The sequence below is a fragment of the Apilactobacillus pseudapinorum genome, from assembly GCF_040369555.1.
In the GTDB taxonomy this organism is placed as follows: Bacteria; Bacillota; Bacilli; order Lactobacillales; family Lactobacillaceae; genus Apilactobacillus.
The window spans coordinates 123231-142921 of record NZ_BAABVU010000012.1 but is presented as its reverse complement, the minus strand read 5'-3'; the positions used below and the strand labels follow the sequence as shown (position 1 = coordinate 142921).

Here is a 19691-nt window from a genome sequence, read left to right as displayed (position 1 = left end):
TCCTGATGATTACTTGATAACGTGACTTTTTTCTAGCATGTTTGCTACTAATTTTGATAAAACGCCACCAAAGATGAAGATTGATAATAGGCGTGCAAAGAATAATAGGATGAGCATGTTAACTGAATATGCGTTGTAACCACTCTTGAACCAGTCCCAGATAAATGTAATAACAGTAGTTGAGATAGTAGTTGCGGAAACCCCAATCCAGTCAAAATGTTTGTATTTTGTTGCTACGAAACCAACTTCTGTAGCGATACCTTGTTCGATTCCTGAGATGACAGCACCGACACCCCATTGTCCACCTAAGAACATTTCCACGATTGCACCAATAACTTCAGCTAAGAAAGGTGCACCAGGGCGTTTAAAGATGAAGCCAGCTAAAGGAGCAGCCATAATCCAAAGACCAAGAAGTAAGTCGTTAGCTAATGGTGCTAATCCAGATGGAGTAAGTGCTAGGCTTAGTGCGTTGTATAGGAATCCTGTGGCAAAGAAGATAATTCCACAGATAATTGAGATTAATGTAAGTAAAATGATGTTTCTAAGTGACCATGTGTTTTTCATAGTTTCCTCCAGAAAAAAAGACCCCAAACTATTATTAGTCTGGAGTCCAATTTATTTTATGTTTAAAAAATAAAAGGGTTGTTTTCCTTCGCAGGGATTATCCTGAATCAGGTACAATGGGTGTTTTCTCAGCCATAACGGCACCCCAAACATTAATTATCAATTTACCACAACTATACTATTATCCAAAATTAAAAGCAAGTTCAATTTTAAAGTGTTGTTGAATCCGTGATTTCATGGTACTTTAATAGGGTACATAATTAGACTGGAAGTATTATTTAAATGAAAAAATCAGTAAAAAGATTAACAATCATTTTCGTAGCAGCGATTGGAATCGGCATTTATGAACAATTCGGGAATCCATTCTACGCAGTAAAGCAAGTTTACGAAAAATATGAAACTAAAAAAGAAGAATATCAACCTAACTACAATACAGATAAACAAACTTATAGCAAAGATTTAATTAAGGCAAGTAACAACCAATTCGGTAATGCCAGTGCTGTAGTGGCGCTGGATGCGACTAACAATAAATTCGTCTACATGCAAAATGCAGATCAAAAAATTAAAGTCGCATCATTAGCGAAGTTGATGACATTGTATCTAACAATTCAAAAAGCTGAAAAGACGAAGGGCTGGAATCAAATTGTAAACACTGACGATGATGGCCTACGCCGTTTAGGGGAAGATAGTGAATTAGGCGGTTTTAGATTTAAGAAGGGCCACAAGTATACTGTTAGAGATTTATATAAGGCGGCGTTGGTTGAATCATCCAATAATTCAGCAATCGCGCTAGGTAATTGGGTTGCAGGGAATAATGTTAAGTTTATCAAGATGATGAATGAGCAAGCCAAAGCATGGCACCTAAACGCTACTTTCGTTTCTTCATCGGGACTAGAAAATAGTGATTTGAAAAAATTCGGTTACGCTCAAGTAGGCGGTAGTGATGCCGCTAACATGGTTTCTGCTAGAAGTTTAGCCGAAATCGCTGATCACGTCTTAAGTGTCTACCCACAAGTAGTGGATGATGCCAAACAAACCACTGAAACTGTTGATGGTCAGACTTTAATCAATGAAAATAGCTTATTACCAAATAAACCGTTCTATGACCCAAGCTTACATGTTGATGGCTTAAAGACTGGTTATACGGTTGCAGCGGGACTATGTTTAGTGGCCACTGCGCAAAAGCCTGGTAAAGATCGACTAGTGACAGTAACCGTTAATGATTACACCGAATTTTCTGATACAGCAGCACTAATTAAATTAGTTAATAGTAAGTCAAAGTACTTTAATTAATGGTTTCTATAAGAATTTGGTAGATGTGTTACAATAGTGTATGATAGATAATATATTGGATTACTATAAAAAGGAGTAGATTTATGAAATCGGCCTGGAATATAGTTGGCCTCCTTCTTTGGATTATATTACTAGCATATGCTATTTTTATTATTTATAACATCGCGGTTCGAAGAAGTAGGTTAATCATAAATGGGCACTACGACTTTTCACTTAGCCATCTTGTTAAGACCACGATCCAGATTGTGATCTTGTTCATTGGGGTGGGATTTATGTCATTTGAATCTTTCCATACAAATGTTAGTGCTGACGGGGAAAATGTTAACATTAAGCGCGATTATCAACCACTAATATTAGATACTAATGGGAATAGTTCATACTATGTGAAAGTCAAAAGTGAAAGCAATCCATCATTGAATCAGTCTTATTCATATTTGGTTAACGGACGCCGACTTTCAGTCTCTAGTTCACAATCTAGTGTGTTAGTAGGGACTAACAATGAGATTAATGTGCAAAAGTCAGCTGTTAGATGGAATGATCGTCAAGCTAATAAGTTAGATCAAAGATACCAAAAAGCGTGGGTTGCTAAGGTAACCGCAACGTATAAAGACAATTTATTGAACGGCATTGGGATGCGTGCAGGTAGACAATATACTAGCTACACATTAATTAGAATTCCAGATAGTTCATTTATATATAACGATAATTAAAGTGCTGAATAGTTCAGCACTTTTTTATTTTGTAAGTCGTTTCGTTTGCGAGGAATTTTTAAAATCTATATAATTTTACTTCGTATCTTAATACCAAATTTTATAGGAGACGAAATATAATGTTTATTTAATGAAAGAAAGAATTTCGAGAAGTGTATTATTATCAATTATCGCAGTTGGCGTGATGACTTTTAGTGGGGTAATCGTTGAAACATCAATGAATATTACCTTTCCTACGTTAATTAGCGAGTTCCATATTGGACTGAATGTGGTTCAATGGATTACTACAATTTATCTATTAGTTTTATCCAGTGTGATTCCGTTATCTAAGTTCTTAAAAGAGAACTTCAAGACTACGCACTTGTTTATCTTTTCCGGGTTAATGTTTTTGATTGGTTTGTTAATCGATGCATTTGCCCCCAGCTTTACCTTTTTAATTATTGGTAGACTAGTGCAAGGGATTGGAACGGGGATATCATTACCATTAATGTTTAACTTGATTTTAGATAACGTCCCACTTAGTCGACTCGGCTTTATGATGGGATTTGGATCATTGATTACAGCTGCTGCTTCGGCAGTAGGACCCACATTTGGTGGAATTATTGTGCATACACTTGGCTGGCGTTATATTTTTATCTTTTTAATTCCAGTACTAATATTGGCAATGATTTTAGGGATGATTACCATTCCTAAATTAAGCCAACCAGAGTTAAAACCTAGTCGCTTTGACTTTGTTAGTTTTGTATTTATCGTATTTACCTTTTCCGGTTTAATTATCGGAATTAGTAATATTAGTACTAATCAATTCTTAAACGTGAATGTCTGGTTACCATTAGTAATTGGGATTATCGCCTTAATATCATTTATGGCCAGACAAAATAAATTGGCTAATCCAATTTTAAACGTATCGATTTTGAAAAATCACTCATACAGTCGCTTTTTACTAGCGTTTTTTATCAACCAATTAATCATTTTAGGGTTAGCGTTTGTAGTGCCAAACTACGTGCAAATTATTAACCATAGTGACTCCAGTGTTGCTGGATTAATTTTATTACCTGGTGCTGTATTAGGTGCAATTATTTCACCGCTATCCGGTATTTTATTGGATAAAGTCGGCGCAAAGAAACCGATTTTATCTGGATCAGGTTTAATCTTGATATCATTAATTGCGTTAACAATCAATTCAGCGCATGTGAGTGACTTATTCTTTATCATCACATATACATTGATTATGATTGGAATTGGCTTATCATATGGAAACATCATGACTAAAGCACTAAGCTATTTAAAAAATGAACGAAAAGCAGATGGAAACGCGATTTTGACAACGGTTCAACAATTCGCAGGAGCAATTGGAACTGTAATTGTGGCAACGATTATTACTAAGGTCAATCTAGTTAATATTCATCAACCAGTTGTTGGTTTTGCGGTGGCGATATTATTTTTATCAATTATTACTGCAATTCAATTTATCGTTATTTTGTTTAATAAAGACTAAAAAAAGCCTTCACTTTAAAGTGAAGGCTTTTTCTTATTTTTGATTTTGTAGTTTGGAATGGTGAACACCATAAGCAAAGTAGAAGATAAATCCGATCACAATCCAAATGGCTACGAAAATTTTAGTGATATCTGGAAGCATTACAATAAAGAAAATACTGAATACTCCGGCAATAATAGGTAGGAATGGGTACCATGGCATTTTAAAACCATCATTTTGGATGTCTTTACGATGACGTAGCTTGATAACACCAAATGAGATAAATGCGAAGGCAATCAATGTCCCGGCGTTAATAAGTGAAGCTAGTTCAGATAGGGGAACTAAACCAGCGAAAACAGCTTGAATGATAGTAGCGATAATAATCGCATTTCTTGGAACTGAGTGTTTTTCATTAACGCGTCCGATAAATTTAGGAAGCAATCCATCACGACCCAATGCATAAACAAGTCTTGATCCACCGATGAACATGGTTACCATAGCGGTAAAGATACCAAACAAAGCACCGATAGTAATTAGTTTGTTAAATGCTGTTAAGTGAATAATTTGTAGGGCATAAGCAGCGGGGTCATCAACGTTTAGTTCCTTGTAGTTAACGATTCCTGTTAATACAAATGAAAATGCTACATATAGAACTACTGCGAAGATAACAGTTCCTAAAATTCCCTTAATAACGTTTTTACCTGGGTTAATAGTTTCAGCTGAGTTAGATGCTAGTGCATCAAATCCTATGAAAGCAAAGAATACAGTAGCAGCTGCAGTAAAGATACCACCCATACCAAATGGAGTTGAGTGGAATTGTGAAGGGTAGAATGGAACATAATTGCTAGTTTTAACGTAGAATGCGCCAATAACAATAAATGCGATAATAATAACGACCTTAACAATTACTGCGAAGTTTTCAACTTTCTTGGACATTTCGGTTCCTTTTAGAAGTACTCCTGCTATAATTAACACAATGATAACGGCAGTGATATTAATCACGCCACCTTCCATGGGGCTGGCTTGGAAGGACTTTGGAATATTGATCCCAAAAGCGGCTAAAATATTATTGTTAAAGTAAGCAGCAAAACCGGTTGCTTCAGCGGAAACCGCTAAGAAGTATTCTAGAATCAATGCCCAACCTAAAATCCAACCAATAATTTCACCATAGACAACTGAACCAAATGAATATGCTGATCCAGCGATTGGCATCGCTGATGAAAATTCAGCGTAGGCCATTCCAACTAAACCAGAAACAATGGCAGCCATCAAGAAGGCAATTGCGACAGCTGGACCAGCATGACTGGCAGCTTCATGACCAGGAAGAATAAAAATCCCAGTTCCGATTACAGCACCGATACCCAATGCAACTAAGTCTTTTGCGTTTAATGACTTTGCTAATCGTGAGTCAGCCTCTAAATAATTGCTAACCGATTCTTTCTTAAAAATTTGCATAAGTATCATCACCTTTTCTTGTTTATGAATTGTTAACACTATATAATGAAAACAAATATAAGTAAAATTAATATTTAAAATGTTTACATTAGAAAAGGTGATATTAAATGAACCGCTTTTTGGTTTTAGAAGCAGTGCTGCAAAATAAAAGCTTTACTAAAGCAGCAGAACAACTAGGCTATACACAGTCATCAGTAAGTCAGATGATGGCTAGTCTAGAAAAAGAATTCAATATGCATATCTTAAAAAGATCACGTTCGGGAGTTGAATTAACACCTGATGGGGAAAAGCTATACCCATTTATTCGTCAAACTTTAAAACAATATCGTTCATTATTGGATACGGCTGAATCAATTAATGGGCTGCAATCCGGTACAATTAGAATCGGTGCGATTACCAGTGTTAGTTGTTATTGGTTACCACAATTATTCAAAGAATTTAAAACCCAGTTCCCTAAAATTAACTTCATTTTAAATCAAGGTGATTACGGCACCATTCTAGAATGGCTTAAAAATGATCAAATTGATTTTGCCATCATGACAGCTGAATTTGGAACTGGTTTTAATAAGACACTAATACATAAGACCAGCATGCATGCATTCTTACCGGAAAATCACCCATTAGCTCAATTGGAGCAAATTCCGATTGAAAAACTTGTGGATGATCCATTCATATTAGTTGAAGGTGGTGGCTACAGTGAACCACTTGAGGCCTTTAAAAAAGCTGGATTAACTCCAGATGTCAGATATATCATTCAAGATGACTATACAATCATGGCGATGGTTGAAGCCGGACTGGGCATTAGTATTCTATCTGAATTAGTGTTTGAAAGAACCGACTTTAAGGTTGTTAGTAAGCCAATTGTCCCAGATGTAACTAGACCGGTCGCAATTGTGTATAAAAATAAAGAAGAACTACCAATTGCGAGTCAATATTTTGTCGACTTCATCGTCGATCATAAAGAAGAACTGTATTAAAAAAACGTCCCAGAGGGACGTTTTTATTTTGTAGTATTATCGTTTTTTACATATAAATAGTGGGGTTATCCACTTTGATATCAAAGATTTCTTTGGCAATTTTATCAGCAGCAGCGTAAATGGAATCATTTACACCAGGACGAGGAATCGCTGAAGTCACAAAGTAAACTCCTTCAGTATTTAATCCCCATGTGTATAAGTTCTTTTCACCAACGACACGATCAGTAGCTAAGTCGATATCAACTGAAGAGTTAGCTACGACTTTACCATCTGATAAAGTAATTTGTTCAGCAGACACAATTCCACTATCCAACATACTAGTTAATACCGGATTAGCTGAAACGTTAGTAACAGGAGCGTTGGTTCTGGCTTCAATTAAAGCATCGGCTTGAATAATTTCTTCACCGTAGAAAGCAGAACGAGTAATAAACTTATGGTTAGCACCAATCACTTGCATTTGAGGGCCAATAATCTTCACAACACCAGCGTTCATTAGTGCGATGATTTCTTGACTACGCACAGCGGGAGCACCTTGTGATAGGAACTTCATGTTAGCAGAGAATTGACCTTGGTACTTGTTAGCAAAGTCATCGTTAGTAAATAGGTGGTTAGATAAAATGTAGCGAATATTGTCTCTTAAATCCCTTAGCATTTCAATTGCACCAGTAATTGGAGAAGTTTTAGAACCTAATAGAGCATCGTCAACAATTAGTTGTAACCATTTTTTAACATGGCCTTGGTAATCATCTAGTGTTGAGATTTTAATTCCAGCGACGGGGTTTAAAATTAAGTCCCAGTTAAAGATTTCATCGTCATTTAGGTGATAACTAGCGATTAATGAATCGTGATCATCTGCATCAATAAAAGCTTGTTGGAATTCTTCCACGTTGATTTCGGGATGTTTTAAAGCGAATAAGAAAGAATAGTATCTGTATTCAATATCCAAACGAAGTAGTTTGTGGAAATCTTCAAAACTAATGTGGCCGTTATGCACATGTTTATCCACATTTTCGTTAGTTAAAAAGACAGCTGAATAATTTTCGTTAAATGCCTTTTGACTAATCGCTTTTGGATAATATGGGACACCACGTCTTGAACCAGCATAAATGGTTGGTTCCTTGCCACTTGGATGATAAGTTAGGGTATTATCACCATTATCAGTGAAAGTTCCACCACGACCTTCGGTTAAACGTGATACGAAATCATTAAAGCTAAGGCCCATTCCACGAATAATGACGTTATGGTCAGCTTGAATATGGCTTAAGTCAGCTTCATCGGCTTCACCAGGTAAAATGTAAGTTAGGTCGTAATCTTTGGAATACTTTAGTAGTGATTCTTGATCCTTAGTTAATTTATTTTCTTGTTGGCCTAAACTAAATACTAAACGGTCAACATTGTATTGTTGTTGGTTGGCGAAGACTGAGTATGTATCATCGTCATTTGCTTTGACTTCATCTACATTTTGATTGAAGTGTAGTTCTAAATTAATATGGTCATTTTGATTGATTTGATCTTCTAAAAGAGAGAAGAACCATTGACAATACGCACCACAGATTGCACGAGGAACGTATGAACGGTCGTTAATTTTTTGGACCGCTTCAAGTAGTTCATCGCGGTTATCAACATCTAATTGTTTGATGAATTTAATTGATTCATCTGATTGACACCATTCTGAAATGGAGTAAGCATCGGCTTGATTATCATTGAAAAGTGATAATTCATTTGCCGGGGTATTCATGATTAGACTGATGGGTTGATTAACTTTCCACACACGGCCACCTTGAATGTAGCGGTCGAATAAGTGAATTGTAATATCTTCTAGATGATTAGCATCATGATTTAAAATAAGGTTATTTAACATTAATAGGCCACGAGGGCCAGCACCTATAATTCCAATTTGCATGTCGAACACTCCTTTATAATAAGATAATAACATGATTGAAAAACTGATTTGGGTTTGACGCATAAAATTATCAAAATTTTTTACGGATATGATAAAATTAATGCATAAGGATGGTGTTAATAATGAGTGAATTAATTCCTGAAAACATGGACGAAGTAAAATTAAAAATGGCACGTATGCTAATTGACGGTCATCAAGTCACTGAAGAAGAAGTAATCTATCAAGCGGTTGCTGATTTATTCCAAGATTACCTAGAAGAAGCAGAAGAAGGCCACTATGACACTTCTCATTTAAATGGAGATACATTTACTGTCACTGGGATTAGCGGTAGTCAAATCGCAGAATTTAAATCGACAAAAGAAAATTTTGTCGAAGACTTTCGTCATGATGCATTAGAGCTTTGTTTCAGATTAGAAGATGAAGCCCAACGCATCGCAAGACTATAAAAAAGAACCGATTAATATCGGTTCTTTTTTTAGTTGTTTTCAACAGGTAAGTCGATTTTGACTTTTTCAATAATATGACCAGCCATATTATGAATTAGTTCGTTGTACCAAAAGCCATCATTGAAATTTAATTTGGTGTTTAATGCATAGACAGTTAATGTGTAGTCATGAACACCACTAGGTGGTTTGGGTCCCATGTAATGTTGACTGATAGGTTGGTCTTTCATGTCATAGATGTGACCAGCGGAACTGTTGTAACCTTGTGTCCAATTTAATGGGTTGTTACGACTAGAGTCTTCTGGGACGTCAACATCGTGGCCGTCTAAACCAGCGACTAACCAGTGAATCCATTCAAAACCACATACTGGAATTGAATCTAAATCAGTTAATGCAAAGGCAATTTCTTTGGTGCCTGCAGGGACATCTTTGATTGAAAATGGGAATGATACCACTGGAAAATCATGTTCCATATATTCAACAGCAGCGTGTCTAGTATATTTATCTGGAAGACGATTATTATCTAAGTTAACTTCAATCTTCATAGTACAAACCTCCTATTTAATAAATTTCAAAATATAATAACCTTGTGAATCAGCCGACACGGTATAGTTGGTATAACCAGCTTTTAACCATTGGTCTTGGGTTGCCTTTGCATAGTTTTGAGCATCAGCAACGGAACTGAAAATATGGGTACGATCAAACATCGTTTTCTTGCCAGATTTCTTAGTTGGCATGGCATATTGATTTCTATCATTTTGATTCTGTGAATCGGTTTGAGATTGTTTATTTCGAACTTGTGAACTCATCTCGGTTGACTGGTTTGAGTGGCTATTAGAAGTAAAGTAGGTGATGGTTTTAACACCAGCTAGAATTAATCCAGCCACTACGACGATAAAAATTATGATCGGCCAAATGCGGTTATTGTTTTGGCGACTTTTATTAGCATTTGTAACAGTATCATCAAACGTGTATTTACGGATTCTACTGTCGTTATCACCATTATTCATACAAATAATCCTCCATTCGGAAAAATAGTATTACTTATCTATTATAACAAAAATTGCCTGCGATAGGAATTAAGCAGAAAGTTTGCGAGAAAGTGATAATAGTTATAGGCTATAAGAAAAGGAGGAATCAACTATGAAAATTGGTTTTATTGGAACCGGAGTAATGGGTTCTTCAATGATTCAAAACTTATTGAAAGCTAACCACGAGGTGAACGTATTTAACCGTACTAAGGCGCATGCACAAACGGTTTTAGATGATGGAGCTAAATGGTATGATACACCAGAAGAAGTGGCTAAAAATTCATCAGTGGTGATTACTATTGCTGGTTTTCCAGATGACGTTAAAGAAATTTACTTTGGCGACCACGGATTATTTGCTGGAGCTGATGATCAGACCATTTTAATTGATTCGACGACAAGTACTCCTAAAATAGATGAAGAAATTTATGCAGAAGGACAAAAACGCGGGATTCAAACATTAGATGCACCAGTTTCTGGTGGGGATGTCGGAGCTAGGAATGGCACACTTACCATTATGGTCGGTGGTGATGAAGCGACCTTTAATCAAGTCAAATCCGTTTTAGAAGTAATGGGAAGCCAAGTTAAATTATTTGGTGGTCCTGGAAAAGGTCAACATACTAAGATGGCGAACCAAATCATGATTGCTGGGACGATGACGGGGATGGTTGAAATGTTCGAATATGGCAAAGCCGCAGGGCTGGATTTGGCTTCGATGATGGATACTGTTTCTAGCGGGAGCGCTGATAATTGGAGTCTCGACAACTATGGACCTAGAGTATTAGCGGGTGATTTTAAACCTGGTTTTTCAGCTAAGCACTTCTTAAAGGATCTACGCATTGCTCTTCAAGGAGCAGAAGAAATGCAAATTGATTTGCCCGCGACTAAGCTAGCAAAAGAACTGTACGAAAAGATGGTTGATGAATACCATTTAGGCGATGATGGAACACAAGGACTAGTGAAAATTTATAAGAAGTAAAATAAAAACACCTTTGATTAATTCAAAGGTGTTTTTTGTTTATTGAATTTCATTAAAGAAAGTCATTAGTTGTTCTTTTGTTAACTTGGCTTTTTCTTCTCCAGAGATGTCATATGAGATTTTACCTTGGTGTAATACCAATAGGCGGTTTCCATATTTTAAGGCATCTTCTAGGTGATGAGTAATCATTAGACAAGTTAGTTTTTGTTCTTTGATGGTTTCATCGGTGATGTCCATTAACTTTTGAGAAGTTTTAGGATCCAATGCAGCGGTATGTTCATCTAATAATAAGATGCCAGGACGATTGATGGTAGCCATTAAGAAACTCAATGCTTGGCGTTGACCACCAGATAAGCTACCAGTGGCGGTGTTTAAACGATGATTTAGGTTATTATTCATTTTAGCAGTAATTTCCGCAAAGTGTTTCATTTGGGTCTTCAAACGACGAGGAATAAGGTGATGATGACCACCACGTTTTTCAGCTAGTAATAAGTTTTCGGCAACGGTCATACGAGGGGCAGTCCCTAATTTAGGGTCTTGGAAGACGCGACTTAGAAATGAAGTGCGTTTTACGACTGACATATTAGTGATGTCTTTATCCTTGTAGATAACTTGGCCGGAAGTAGGGCGAAGGTTACCACCAATGGTATTAAATAAAGTTGACTTACCAGCACCGTTAGAACCTAAAATGGTAATGAAGTCACCTTCATGAATGTTTAAATTGACGTAATCTAAAATGTTTAATTCTTCAGGAGTATCAGGGTTAACAGTTTTAACCACATCTTTTAATTGAAAGATTGTCTTAGTCATTTTTTAGCCCCCTTTTTAAAACATGTTTTAGATGGAAGCGTGATTCGAAAGCAGGTACTCCCATGAAAATAGCTAATAAGATTGATGAAATTAAGTTCAAGTCGTTGGCGTTAAAGCCTAGTTGAAGCACTAGTAGTAATACTAAACGGTACAAAATACTACCCACAATGACAGCGACTAGACGTTGATTCATAGTTAAATCACCGAAGATAACTTCACCGATAATGATAGAAGCTAGGGCAACAACGATAATTCCAATTCCCATATTAACGTCAGAGTAACCGTTGTTTTGAGCAACTAGGGCACCACCTAGGGCGATTAATCCGTTAGAAACACTGACACCCATGATTTTCATGTTATCGGTGTTAATTCCTAGTGATTCAGCCATGTTTTCGTTATCCCCAGTGGCGATGAAAGCTTGTCCTAAATCAGTTTGTAGGAAGTAGATTAAAATGACAGTCACAACTGTAATAACAATTAGTCCTAACACAACACCATCAAAGTAGGCAGGAAGTGATTTTAGGAATTTACCACTTAATAAAGTAGGTAGGTTTAATAATGATAAGTTTGGTTTACCCATGATACGAAGATCAATTGAGTAAGAAGCAGTCATTACTAGAATTCCGGCTAATAGAACAGGAATCTTAGCTTTAGTGTAAAGTAATCCGGTTACTAGACCAGCAAGACAACCAACCACAAAGGCTAGTAGTGTTGCCAAGAGTGGATTGATACCATGAGCGATGGCAGTTACCGCAGTGGCAGCTCCCATTGGGAAAGTTCCTTCAACAGTCATATCAGGGAAATCAAGAATTCTAAATGTTAGATATAGTCCAATTCCAATGACAGCCCATAATAGGCCTTGTCCGATTGCAGATATAATTAAACTCATTTGTAGATCACTCCATTTCTTTTGGCTTCTTTGATTAGTGAATCAGGAATTTTAATACCCAAGCGTTTAGCCTGTGCTAGGTTGATTGCTAAGTCACCGTGAGCTAATTTTTCGATTGGCATAGTTGCTGGGTTAGCACCCTTTAGAACTTTAGCAGCCATCTTACCAGTTTGAACACCTAGTTTGTATTGGTTTAAACCAATTGTAGCTAGCGCACCTTGTTTAACAACAGTTGATGCAGTAGGGAAGACAGGCACGTTCTTTGTGTTAGCAACGTTAACTAATGTTTGGATTGCTGATGCAACAGTGTTGTCATTTGGTACGTAGACTGCGTCAACATTTTGCACCATTTGAGTTGCTACTTGGTTCAAGTCGTTAGTGTTAGAGATTGAGTAACCTTTAACGTTAACATGTTCTTTTTTACATAATGCAACGAATTGATGGTATTGAGAAGTTGCTGAATCATCACTTGATGTGTAGATTACCCCTAAAGTATGTAGGTTAGGCATAATTTTTTTGATTAGCTCTAGTTCTTCTTTCATTGGTGGGAAATCGGACACACCAGTAACTAGGCCACCAGGGTGTTCGTTTGATTTAACCAATCCAGCTGATTTAGGGTCTGTAATGGCACCTAAGATTAGTGGAGTGTTCTTAACAGTGTTTGCTAAGACTTGTGCTGACGGTGTGGTAATTCCGATTGATAAATCAACATTTTCAGTCGCAAACTTAGAACTCATTGTCTTTAGGTTGCCTTGATCACCTTCAGCGTTTTGGAAATCAATGTTGATGTTCTTACCTGGTGTGTAACCAGATTGTTTTAGACCAGCAATGATTCCAGCATGAATCGCGTCTAGGGCAGGGTGTTCTGTTAATTGTAGAATTCCAACAGTAGGAATGTGATTAGTGTTAATTTTATGTGGTTGTTTTTCTTGGTAAAAACCAAATCCTAATAGTACAACTAGGATACAAATGACTGTATATAGTCTCTTCATAATAGATTCTCCTTTTTGGTTAAGATGGTTATTAATGCAATAAAAAAACGGATAACCCAAAACACAACAGGTTATCCGATACATTTTTGGCCTGTGGTGTCTGAATCATATCCGCACAGGCTTATTATTTCGTGAGAAAGAAGCCGGTACAGATGCGCTTAATGATTGCATCATATAAGTCGCATCTGTGATAGGGCATGCGACTTATAAGCACCAGCTTTGCCAACGAGAACTTAAACTTGATGATAACATATTCTTCATTGGTTTCTTTCTCCTTTCAATTAAGTTAAGTTCATTTTAAGTTTATCAAATTTAATTGTCAAGAAATAAAATAAAAAAGAACACCAAATGGTGTTCTTTTGCTTTATTTGTCTTCTTTATTTTCGTTAGTTGGTTCATCTTCATATGCATCCAAGTTGATTTGGTCATTGACCATTTTTGCATTGTGAAGATCAGTACTTACCATTGAACTGGAGATTCCCCATCTGTAGAAGATTAGAGAAACAATGATGATAACAACGAAGTCTAAAGGATATGGAATCCAGTTTTGACCACCAAATGGGGTAGAACCTACGTATGACATCACTGAGATAAAGATTAGGTAACCAATCATCCAGAAACTTCCGGCAAATTGGTTCTTAGTCTTGCTCCAGTTAGTTTTCCATTCGAAGTAGAAGTAGAATGGTAGACCCAATAGAATTACGATAATAACCTTTACAGTTGTAGGCCACATTGCCCAGTAAGCAGCTAAACTAGCTAATACAAAAGCAAATGGTGCCATAAATTGTAGCATTCTCATACGGATTGGACGCTTAAAGTTAGGTGCCATCTTTCTCAATGATGTTACAGTAACAGGACCTGTTAAGTAAGCAATCAAAGTAGAAGTAGAGATAACACTAGCGAGTGTACCCCAACTTCTAAATAAAGCAACTAATAGCACACTGATAATCATGTTAACGACCATCGCAATTCGAGGGATACCCCAACGAGAATTAATTTTACCTAAGAATTTAGGCATATGTTCATTTTCAACCATTGCAGCAAGAGTACGACTTGTTTGAGCAACGAATGATACCCCAGTACCGAATGGTGAAATGAATGCATCAAAGTATAGCAATACAGCTAACCAGTGTAGACCTAACATAATCGCTAAGTCGGCAAATGGAGATTCAAAGTTAATTCCATGCCAACCAACTTTGGCTAGCACTGATGGTTCAACGGCACTAATAAATGTGAATTGTAGTGCAACGTAGATAACGATACTGATTGCAAGTGAGATTGTAATACCTAATGCGATGTTTCGCTTAGGGTTCTTGATTTCTTTTCCCATGTTAATAACTACTTGGAATGCATTGTATGAGAAGATGATCCCGGATGCAGTAGTTGCTGAGAAAATAGCGGCACTACCATAAGGCATGAAACCTTGTGAAGTGAAGTTTCCACTGTGGAAACCTGACAAGATTAACATAATGATAGTAAGTAGCGGAATTCCTAGTTTGAAAATTGAAATAAAACTAGTGAATCTGGCTAGTAAATTAACAGACCAATAATTTAATAGCGTGAAGACTAATATGAAAAGAAAAACGACAAATAAACCTAGATTAGAAATTTCTCCATTAATTAGGAATCCGTGAGTCCAGTGAGCCCATTTCCAAGGCCATGAACCCATGTATTGAGTAGCCGCAACGGCTTCAATTGGGATCAAAGTAACTAATGAAACCCAGTTTGACCAGGCAGCAATAAATCCTAATAATGACCCGTGGGTGTATTGAGCATACTTACTCATTCCACCACTTTCGGGGAACATTGAACCTAATTCGATGTAGTTAAAGGCGATTGAAGCAATAACAATGGCACCGATAACCCATGAGATAATGGCAGCTGGTCCAGCAACACGAGAAGCCTCCCATGAACCGAACAACCAACCAGAACCAATAATGGAACTAAGTCCTAACATTACAATTTGAAATAAACCTACTTTTCTTGATTTCTTATTTTTTTTCATAAAACTCCTTTCATGGTCTTTGAGTATACTAACAAAAAACACTTTGCATGTAAAATGTTTAAAGACCTGTCATGGCAAAGCTTTTGGTGCTTATCGGGCATAATAATAGCGTTTGTTAGCACTTAAAATTTATTAAAAAAAGTGTGATATTGTTGATAATTTTTGATTAATATTCGCAAATTTCAATCACATTGTTTTCTGGATCATTTATGAAAATTGAGTTCATCATACCGTTAGCGCCCTTAATTTTTTTCGGACAGTCAATGATTTTGACCCCATAATTGGCAAGATGTGAGCTTAAATCATTTAATGAATCCTTCACAATGATGCAGAATTTAGCTGAACCCGCAGTAGGATTTTCCGGGACGTTATCATCGCTATCATTTTGAAGGAAGATTAGTTTTTGTTTTCCTAATTGAAATTCTAACTTAGTGTCAGTCATTTCAATGATAGGTAAATCTAAAACTTCATGGTAAAAACGCATGCAAAGTTTTAAATCAGCGGCAAAGATGGTTATATTATCAATATCTTTTACCTTCATTATGATCATTCCTTTGTTTTTATTTATCTAATTAATTATACCATTGTCGAAATAAAATATTGTTTAAATATCTCTAAAGACGCCGAAAAATTGACGTTGATGGCAAAAATATGTTAATTTTATAATTATATATAAGTACGGTAGAAAGAGGAGAATATGAATTGGCCTTATTAGATGTAAAAGATATAAGCATGGGCTTTGCTGATAAGATGCTATACGATGAAGCAAGTTTCACTTTGAATAAGGGTGAACACATGGGAATCGTTGGCCAAAATGGAGTGGGTAAATCAACTCTAATTAAGATTATCACTGGAGTGGAATTACCAATTTCCGGTTCAGTTAAATGGCAAAACAACGTCAGCGTTGGATACTTGGATCAATACGCTGATATTCCAGAAGGAATGACATTGATTGATTTCTTACATACTGCTTACCAAGATTTATATGATAAATCTAAGCACATGCAAGAACTATATGAACAATACGCAGAAAACTTTGATGATAAGTTATTAACGCAAGCTGGACGGATTCAAGAAGAATTAGAAGCTAATAACTTCTATGACATTGAAACTGAAATTGAACGAGTAATCACTGGTTTAGGTTTAGATGATGTCAAAAGAGATCAACAAATCACTAACATGTCTGGTGGGCAACGTTCAAAGATTATCCTTGCGAAATTGATCTTGGAAAATCCAGATGTAATTCTTTTGGATGAACCTACTAACTACCTTGATGTGGCACACATTGCGTGGCTAGAAGATTACATCAATGGGTTCGAAGGTGCAGTCATGGTAATTTCCCATGATTATGATTTCTTGGAAAATGTTACGAACTGTATCGTCAACATCGCATTCGGTAAGATTACCAAGTATCGTGGTGACTTTAAGTCAGCTATGAGACAACGTGCTGAACGTGAAATGGTTCAACAAAGAGAATACGATAAGCAACAAGTAGAAATTGAAAAAGCCAAAGCGTTTATTCGTAAGAATAAGGCTGGTTCAAAATCTACCATGGCTAAATCAAGAGAAAAGATGTTATCACATATGGAATTGGTTGATCCACCTTCGACTAATATTCATGCATCATTTAATTTCCCATACGAAGATACTGGTTCACAAAATGCATTGGTGGTTGATGAACTATCAGTTGGTTATGATAAACCATTATTAAAACCAGTTAGTTTCTCAGTGAATACTGATGAAAAGGTTGGTTTCCAAGGATTTAATGGGGTGGGTAAATCTACTCTAATCAAGTCGATTTTAGGTTTATTAAAACCAAAGGGTGGAAAAGCAACATTCTCACCATCAGCTAAAGTCAGCTACTTCAGTCAAGATTTAGTTTGGAGCAACAATAATGAAACACCAATGCAAATTATCCAAAATAAGTTCCCTAAATTGGAACAAAAAGAAATTAGAACTAAGTTAGCTAAGTGTGGCTTAGACGCTGCTAACGCTTCTAAGCCAATTGGCGAACTATCTGGGGGAGAACAAACCAAGGTTAAGTTAGCGATGCTAGAATTTACACCATCTAATTTCTTAATCATGGACGAACCTACCAACCATTTGGATGATGAAACCAAAGAATCATTAAAGCATGCAATTAATAATTTCCCAGGAAACGCAATTATCGTCTCCCATGAAACTAGTTTCTATAATGGACTAGTCGATAAGGTCTTAGATGTTGAAAAACTTAGTCTAAGAGATGCCGATGAGATTGCCAAAGCCCAAGGTCAAGTTAATAACTAAAACAAAAAAGACTAGTTGATTATCAACTAGTCTTTTTTTACTATATAAAGTTACCTGGTTCGTCAGCATAATCTTCTAAGAAGTTTTTGGCATCACCATAGGTTGCGAATTGACTGACGATGGAGATGTCAGGGCGATGCGAACGGTCGCTGCGGTGGGTTACTTGTTTAACTAAAAAGTATTCTTTGATTTCGTCTAATGGCTTTTCTTCGTTATTACGGACATATAGTTGTAGGTAAATGTGTTGATCTGAAAAGACCAGTTCACGTTTCGCTAACTTAATGTAGTTCTTAGAATTAAGTTGTGATTGACGAGGATGTTTTTCCGCCAATGCATTGTCGTTTTGACAGAAGTAAACCGCAAACCAATAAACGTTTAATAAGAATAGTGCTAAGGCGAAACAATTTCTAAATAATGTTGGCCAAAACACTGATTGTGTACTTAGCGCTTTGGCATCCATAATGAATTTGAAGTCGATTAAACTTTCTAGGTTCGTAGCTAATAAACAAACTGTGAATACGATAATCCATACATATTTGTATAGTTTAATTAACTGCCTGAAAAAATTGCGGTGTAAATTATCTAAATAGCGATGATGCATTGATGCTTCAGATACTAAGAATAAGATAATAACAGTAATTAAACAAATTAGTGGGATTTTATAACTAGTAATTAAGTAGAAAACACTTAATAAGAAGTTGTTCATAGCAGGGGTTAGAAATGATGGGACACGATACCCAAATACTTCAAGGACAACAAGGATAATTGCGCCTTCTCTGAATAGATTGATGAATCGTTCCACGCTATTACTGTTGGTTCGATTCATGACGATATTATAAACATTTTGCATAGTATTTGAACTCCTTTATTCAATACCTTATTTATACCACGAAAAACTTAAAAAGATATAAAAAAAAGACCCATTGGGTCTTTTTTAATAGATTCTTAAACAATCATTATTTGTTAAAAGTATCGCTTTCAACTTCACGAATGAAAGTTGCTAGGTGATCGTAGTAAACTGGCGCGTTATCAATCATGTGGTGATGACCAGCGTTTGGAGTTGAAACGAATTGGGCGTTTGGAATCATTTCAGCCATACGTTTACCAGTTTCAACAGGCATTGATTCATGTTCACCGAAAGTAACTAGGGTAGGGACATGGTTTTCTGATAAATGATCAGTGTTGTGCCATTCACCTAACTTACCAGTGATAACAAATTCATTGTCACCTTGGAATTCATTGTAGATGTCAGTGTTTGAAACGCTGATTAAATGTTCTAGTTTTGAAGGTTGCTTCCTATCAATGTATCCCTTGTTTAGTTGGTCAACATCGTTTTGGTAACGTTCGTTATCGTAATCGTTGCTAGCTTCACATTCCTTCATGAATGCTAATTCTTCAGGTGAGAATTCTTTTTCACGAATTTCATCTAAATGCTTAGTGTAGTCATCGATTTCATCAACCATTGAAGAAATGATGGCACCCTTTAGATGGTCACCATATTTTTGGGCGTATAGTTGAACTAATACACCACCCCATGATTGACCAATTAAGTAGAAGTCGTCTAAGCCAAGCTTTTGACGAACTTCTTCAACTTCGTCTACGTAGTAGTCGTAAGTTAGGATTTTTTTAGCAACTTCAGGATCTGAGAAGTCAGGAGTATCTGAGTACCATGAACCTAATTGGTCATAGTATGATACGGCAACGTCTAGTCCTTGTTTCTTTAATTGATCTGCAGCATCTTCCCAGTATTCGTGGTTTCCACCAGGGCCACCATGTAATGCTAGTAGGTTGATCTTACCTTCTCCAGAAGTGTGAGTCCATAAATGGTATCCGTTATCTAAAGTAATAATTTTTGTTTGTTGCTTCATCTCAATACCTCA

19 protein-coding genes and 1 riboswitch are annotated in these 19691 nt (G+C 36.4%); of the genes, 7 read left to right on the top strand and 12 right to left on the bottom strand.

Features of this window, described 5'->3' with window-relative positions; genetic code table 11:
• Positions 1 to 9: 9 nt before the first annotated feature.
• The gene (locus ABWU86_RS02140) at positions 10 to 564 is read right to left on the bottom strand and encodes an ECF transporter S component (RefSeq protein WP_353321172.1); all 555 of its coding nucleotides are present in this window, start codon (positions 562 to 564) and stop codon (positions 10 to 12) included.
• A 66-nt stretch (positions 565 to 630) separates the two neighbouring features.
• Positions 631 to 722: riboswitch (TPP riboswitch) on the bottom strand.
• Positions 723 to 846: 124 nt separating this feature from the next.
• On the opposite strand from ABWU86_RS02140, the gene ABWU86_RS02135 reads away from it, so the two are divergent.
• From ABWU86_RS02135 to ABWU86_RS02125, 3 genes are all read left to right on the top strand, one after another.
• Positions 847 to 1857 carry a D-alanyl-D-alanine carboxypeptidase family protein gene (locus tag ABWU86_RS02135; protein ID WP_353321170.1) on the top strand — a complete coding sequence of 337 codons (1011 nt, stop codon included), beginning with the start codon at positions 847 to 849 and terminating at the stop codon, positions 1855 to 1857.
• Between the two features lie 83 nt (positions 1858 to 1940).
• Positions 1941 to 2567, top strand: coding sequence for an LVIS_2131 family protein (locus tag ABWU86_RS02130; RefSeq protein WP_237756934.1), 627 nt, complete (start codon positions 1941 to 1943; stop codon positions 2565 to 2567).
• Positions 2568 to 2697: 130 nt separating this feature from the next.
• Positions 2698 to 4065 carry an MFS transporter gene (locus ABWU86_RS02125; RefSeq protein ID WP_353321167.1) on the top strand — a complete coding sequence of 456 codons (1368 nt, stop codon included), beginning with the start codon at positions 2698 to 2700 and terminating at the stop codon, positions 4063 to 4065.
• 33 nt (positions 4066 to 4098) lie between these two features.
• On the opposite strand, the gene ABWU86_RS02120 is transcribed toward ABWU86_RS02125, so the two are convergent.
• Entirely contained in the window at positions 4099 to 5508 is a 1410-nt protein-coding gene (locus ABWU86_RS02120; RefSeq protein ID WP_353321165.1) for an APC family permease, read from the bottom strand.
• Positions 5509 to 5606: 98 nt separating this feature from the next.
• Here ABWU86_RS02120 and ABWU86_RS02115 point away from each other — a divergent pair, with 98 nt between their 5' ends.
• The gene (locus ABWU86_RS02115) at positions 5607 to 6476 is read left to right on the top strand and encodes a LysR family transcriptional regulator (RefSeq protein ID WP_353321163.1); all 870 of its coding nucleotides are present in this window, start codon (positions 5607 to 5609) and stop codon (positions 6474 to 6476) included.
• Between the two features lie 46 nt (positions 6477 to 6522).
• Here ABWU86_RS02115 and ABWU86_RS02110 read toward each other — a convergent pair whose 3' ends face one another.
• Complete coding sequence (locus ABWU86_RS02110) at positions 6523 to 8379, bottom strand: FAD/NAD(P)-binding protein (RefSeq protein ID WP_353321161.1); 1857 nt, start codon at positions 8377 to 8379, stop codon at positions 6523 to 6525.
• A 122-nt stretch (positions 8380 to 8501) separates the two neighbouring features.
• Between ABWU86_RS02110 and ABWU86_RS02105 the strand changes: the two genes are divergently transcribed.
• Positions 8502 to 8825: a hypothetical protein gene (locus ABWU86_RS02105; protein ID WP_053950389.1), complete on the top strand. Its 324-nt coding sequence runs from the start codon at positions 8502 to 8504 to the stop codon at positions 8823 to 8825.
• A 29-nt stretch (positions 8826 to 8854) separates the two neighbouring features.
• Here ABWU86_RS02105 and ABWU86_RS02100 read toward each other — a convergent pair whose 3' ends face one another.
• Positions 8855 to 9367, bottom strand: a complete 513-nt coding sequence (locus ABWU86_RS02100; RefSeq protein WP_353321159.1) for a YbhB/YbcL family Raf kinase inhibitor-like protein — start codon at positions 9365 to 9367, stop codon at positions 8855 to 8857.
• Positions 9368 to 9379: 12 nt separating this feature from the next.
• A complete protein-coding gene (locus ABWU86_RS02095; RefSeq protein WP_293793256.1) occupies positions 9380 to 9832 on the bottom strand; it encodes a hypothetical protein in 453 nt (150 codons plus the stop codon).
• Between the two features lie 133 nt (positions 9833 to 9965).
• Between ABWU86_RS02095 and ABWU86_RS02090 the strand changes: the two genes are divergently transcribed.
• On the top strand, positions 9966 to 10829 hold the full coding sequence (locus ABWU86_RS02090) for an NAD(P)-dependent oxidoreductase (protein WP_353321156.1): 864 nt from the start codon (positions 9966 to 9968) through the stop codon (positions 10827 to 10829).
• Positions 10830 to 10868: 39 nt separating this feature from the next.
• Here the strand turns inward: ABWU86_RS02090 and ABWU86_RS02085 are convergent, their stop codons facing one another.
• The 5 genes from ABWU86_RS02085 to ABWU86_RS02065 all read right to left on the bottom strand — a co-directional run bounded on the left by ABWU86_RS02085 (position 10869) and on the right by ABWU86_RS02065 (position 16066).
• A complete protein-coding gene (locus ABWU86_RS02085; protein WP_353321154.1) occupies positions 10869 to 11639 on the bottom strand; it encodes an ABC transporter ATP-binding protein in 771 nt (256 codons plus the stop codon).
• Entirely contained in the window at positions 11632 to 12528 is an 897-nt protein-coding gene (locus tag ABWU86_RS02080) for an ABC transporter permease (RefSeq protein ID WP_053950381.1), read from the bottom strand. Before ABWU86_RS02080 ends, ABWU86_RS02085 begins: the two co-directional genes overlap by 8 nt.
• Positions 12525 to 13520, bottom strand: a complete 996-nt coding sequence (trpX, locus tag ABWU86_RS02075; protein ID WP_353321152.1) for a tryptophan ABC transporter substrate-binding protein — start codon at positions 13518 to 13520, stop codon at positions 12525 to 12527. Before trpX ends, ABWU86_RS02080 begins: the two co-directional genes overlap by 4 nt.
• 364 nt (positions 13521 to 13884) lie before the next feature.
• Entirely contained in the window at positions 13885 to 15525 is a 1641-nt protein-coding gene (locus tag ABWU86_RS02070; protein ID WP_053950379.1) for an APC family permease, read from the bottom strand.
• Positions 15526 to 15691: 166 nt separating this feature from the next.
• A complete protein-coding gene (locus ABWU86_RS02065; RefSeq protein ID WP_353321150.1) occupies positions 15692 to 16066 on the bottom strand; it encodes a VOC family protein in 375 nt (124 codons plus the stop codon).
• A 191-nt stretch (positions 16067 to 16257) separates the two neighbouring features.
• Here ABWU86_RS02065 and ABWU86_RS02060 point away from each other — a divergent pair, with 191 nt between their 5' ends.
• Positions 16258 to 17811 carry an ABC-F family ATP-binding cassette domain-containing protein gene (locus ABWU86_RS02060; protein WP_053950668.1) on the top strand — a complete coding sequence of 518 codons (1554 nt, stop codon included), beginning with the start codon at positions 16258 to 16260 and terminating at the stop codon, positions 17809 to 17811.
• Positions 17812 to 17851: 40 nt separating this feature from the next.
• Here ABWU86_RS02060 and ABWU86_RS02055 read toward each other — a convergent pair whose 3' ends face one another.
• Together ABWU86_RS02055 and ABWU86_RS02050 are read right to left on the bottom strand one after the other, a co-directional pair.
• Complete coding sequence (locus ABWU86_RS02055; protein WP_293793248.1) at positions 17852 to 18661, bottom strand: hypothetical protein; 810 nt, start codon at positions 18659 to 18661, stop codon at positions 17852 to 17854.
• Positions 18662 to 18767: 106 nt separating this feature from the next.
• Entirely contained in the window at positions 18768 to 19679 is a 912-nt protein-coding gene (locus ABWU86_RS02050; protein WP_353321147.1) for a proline iminopeptidase-family hydrolase, read from the bottom strand.
• Between the last annotated feature and the right edge of the window lie 12 nt (positions 19680 to 19691).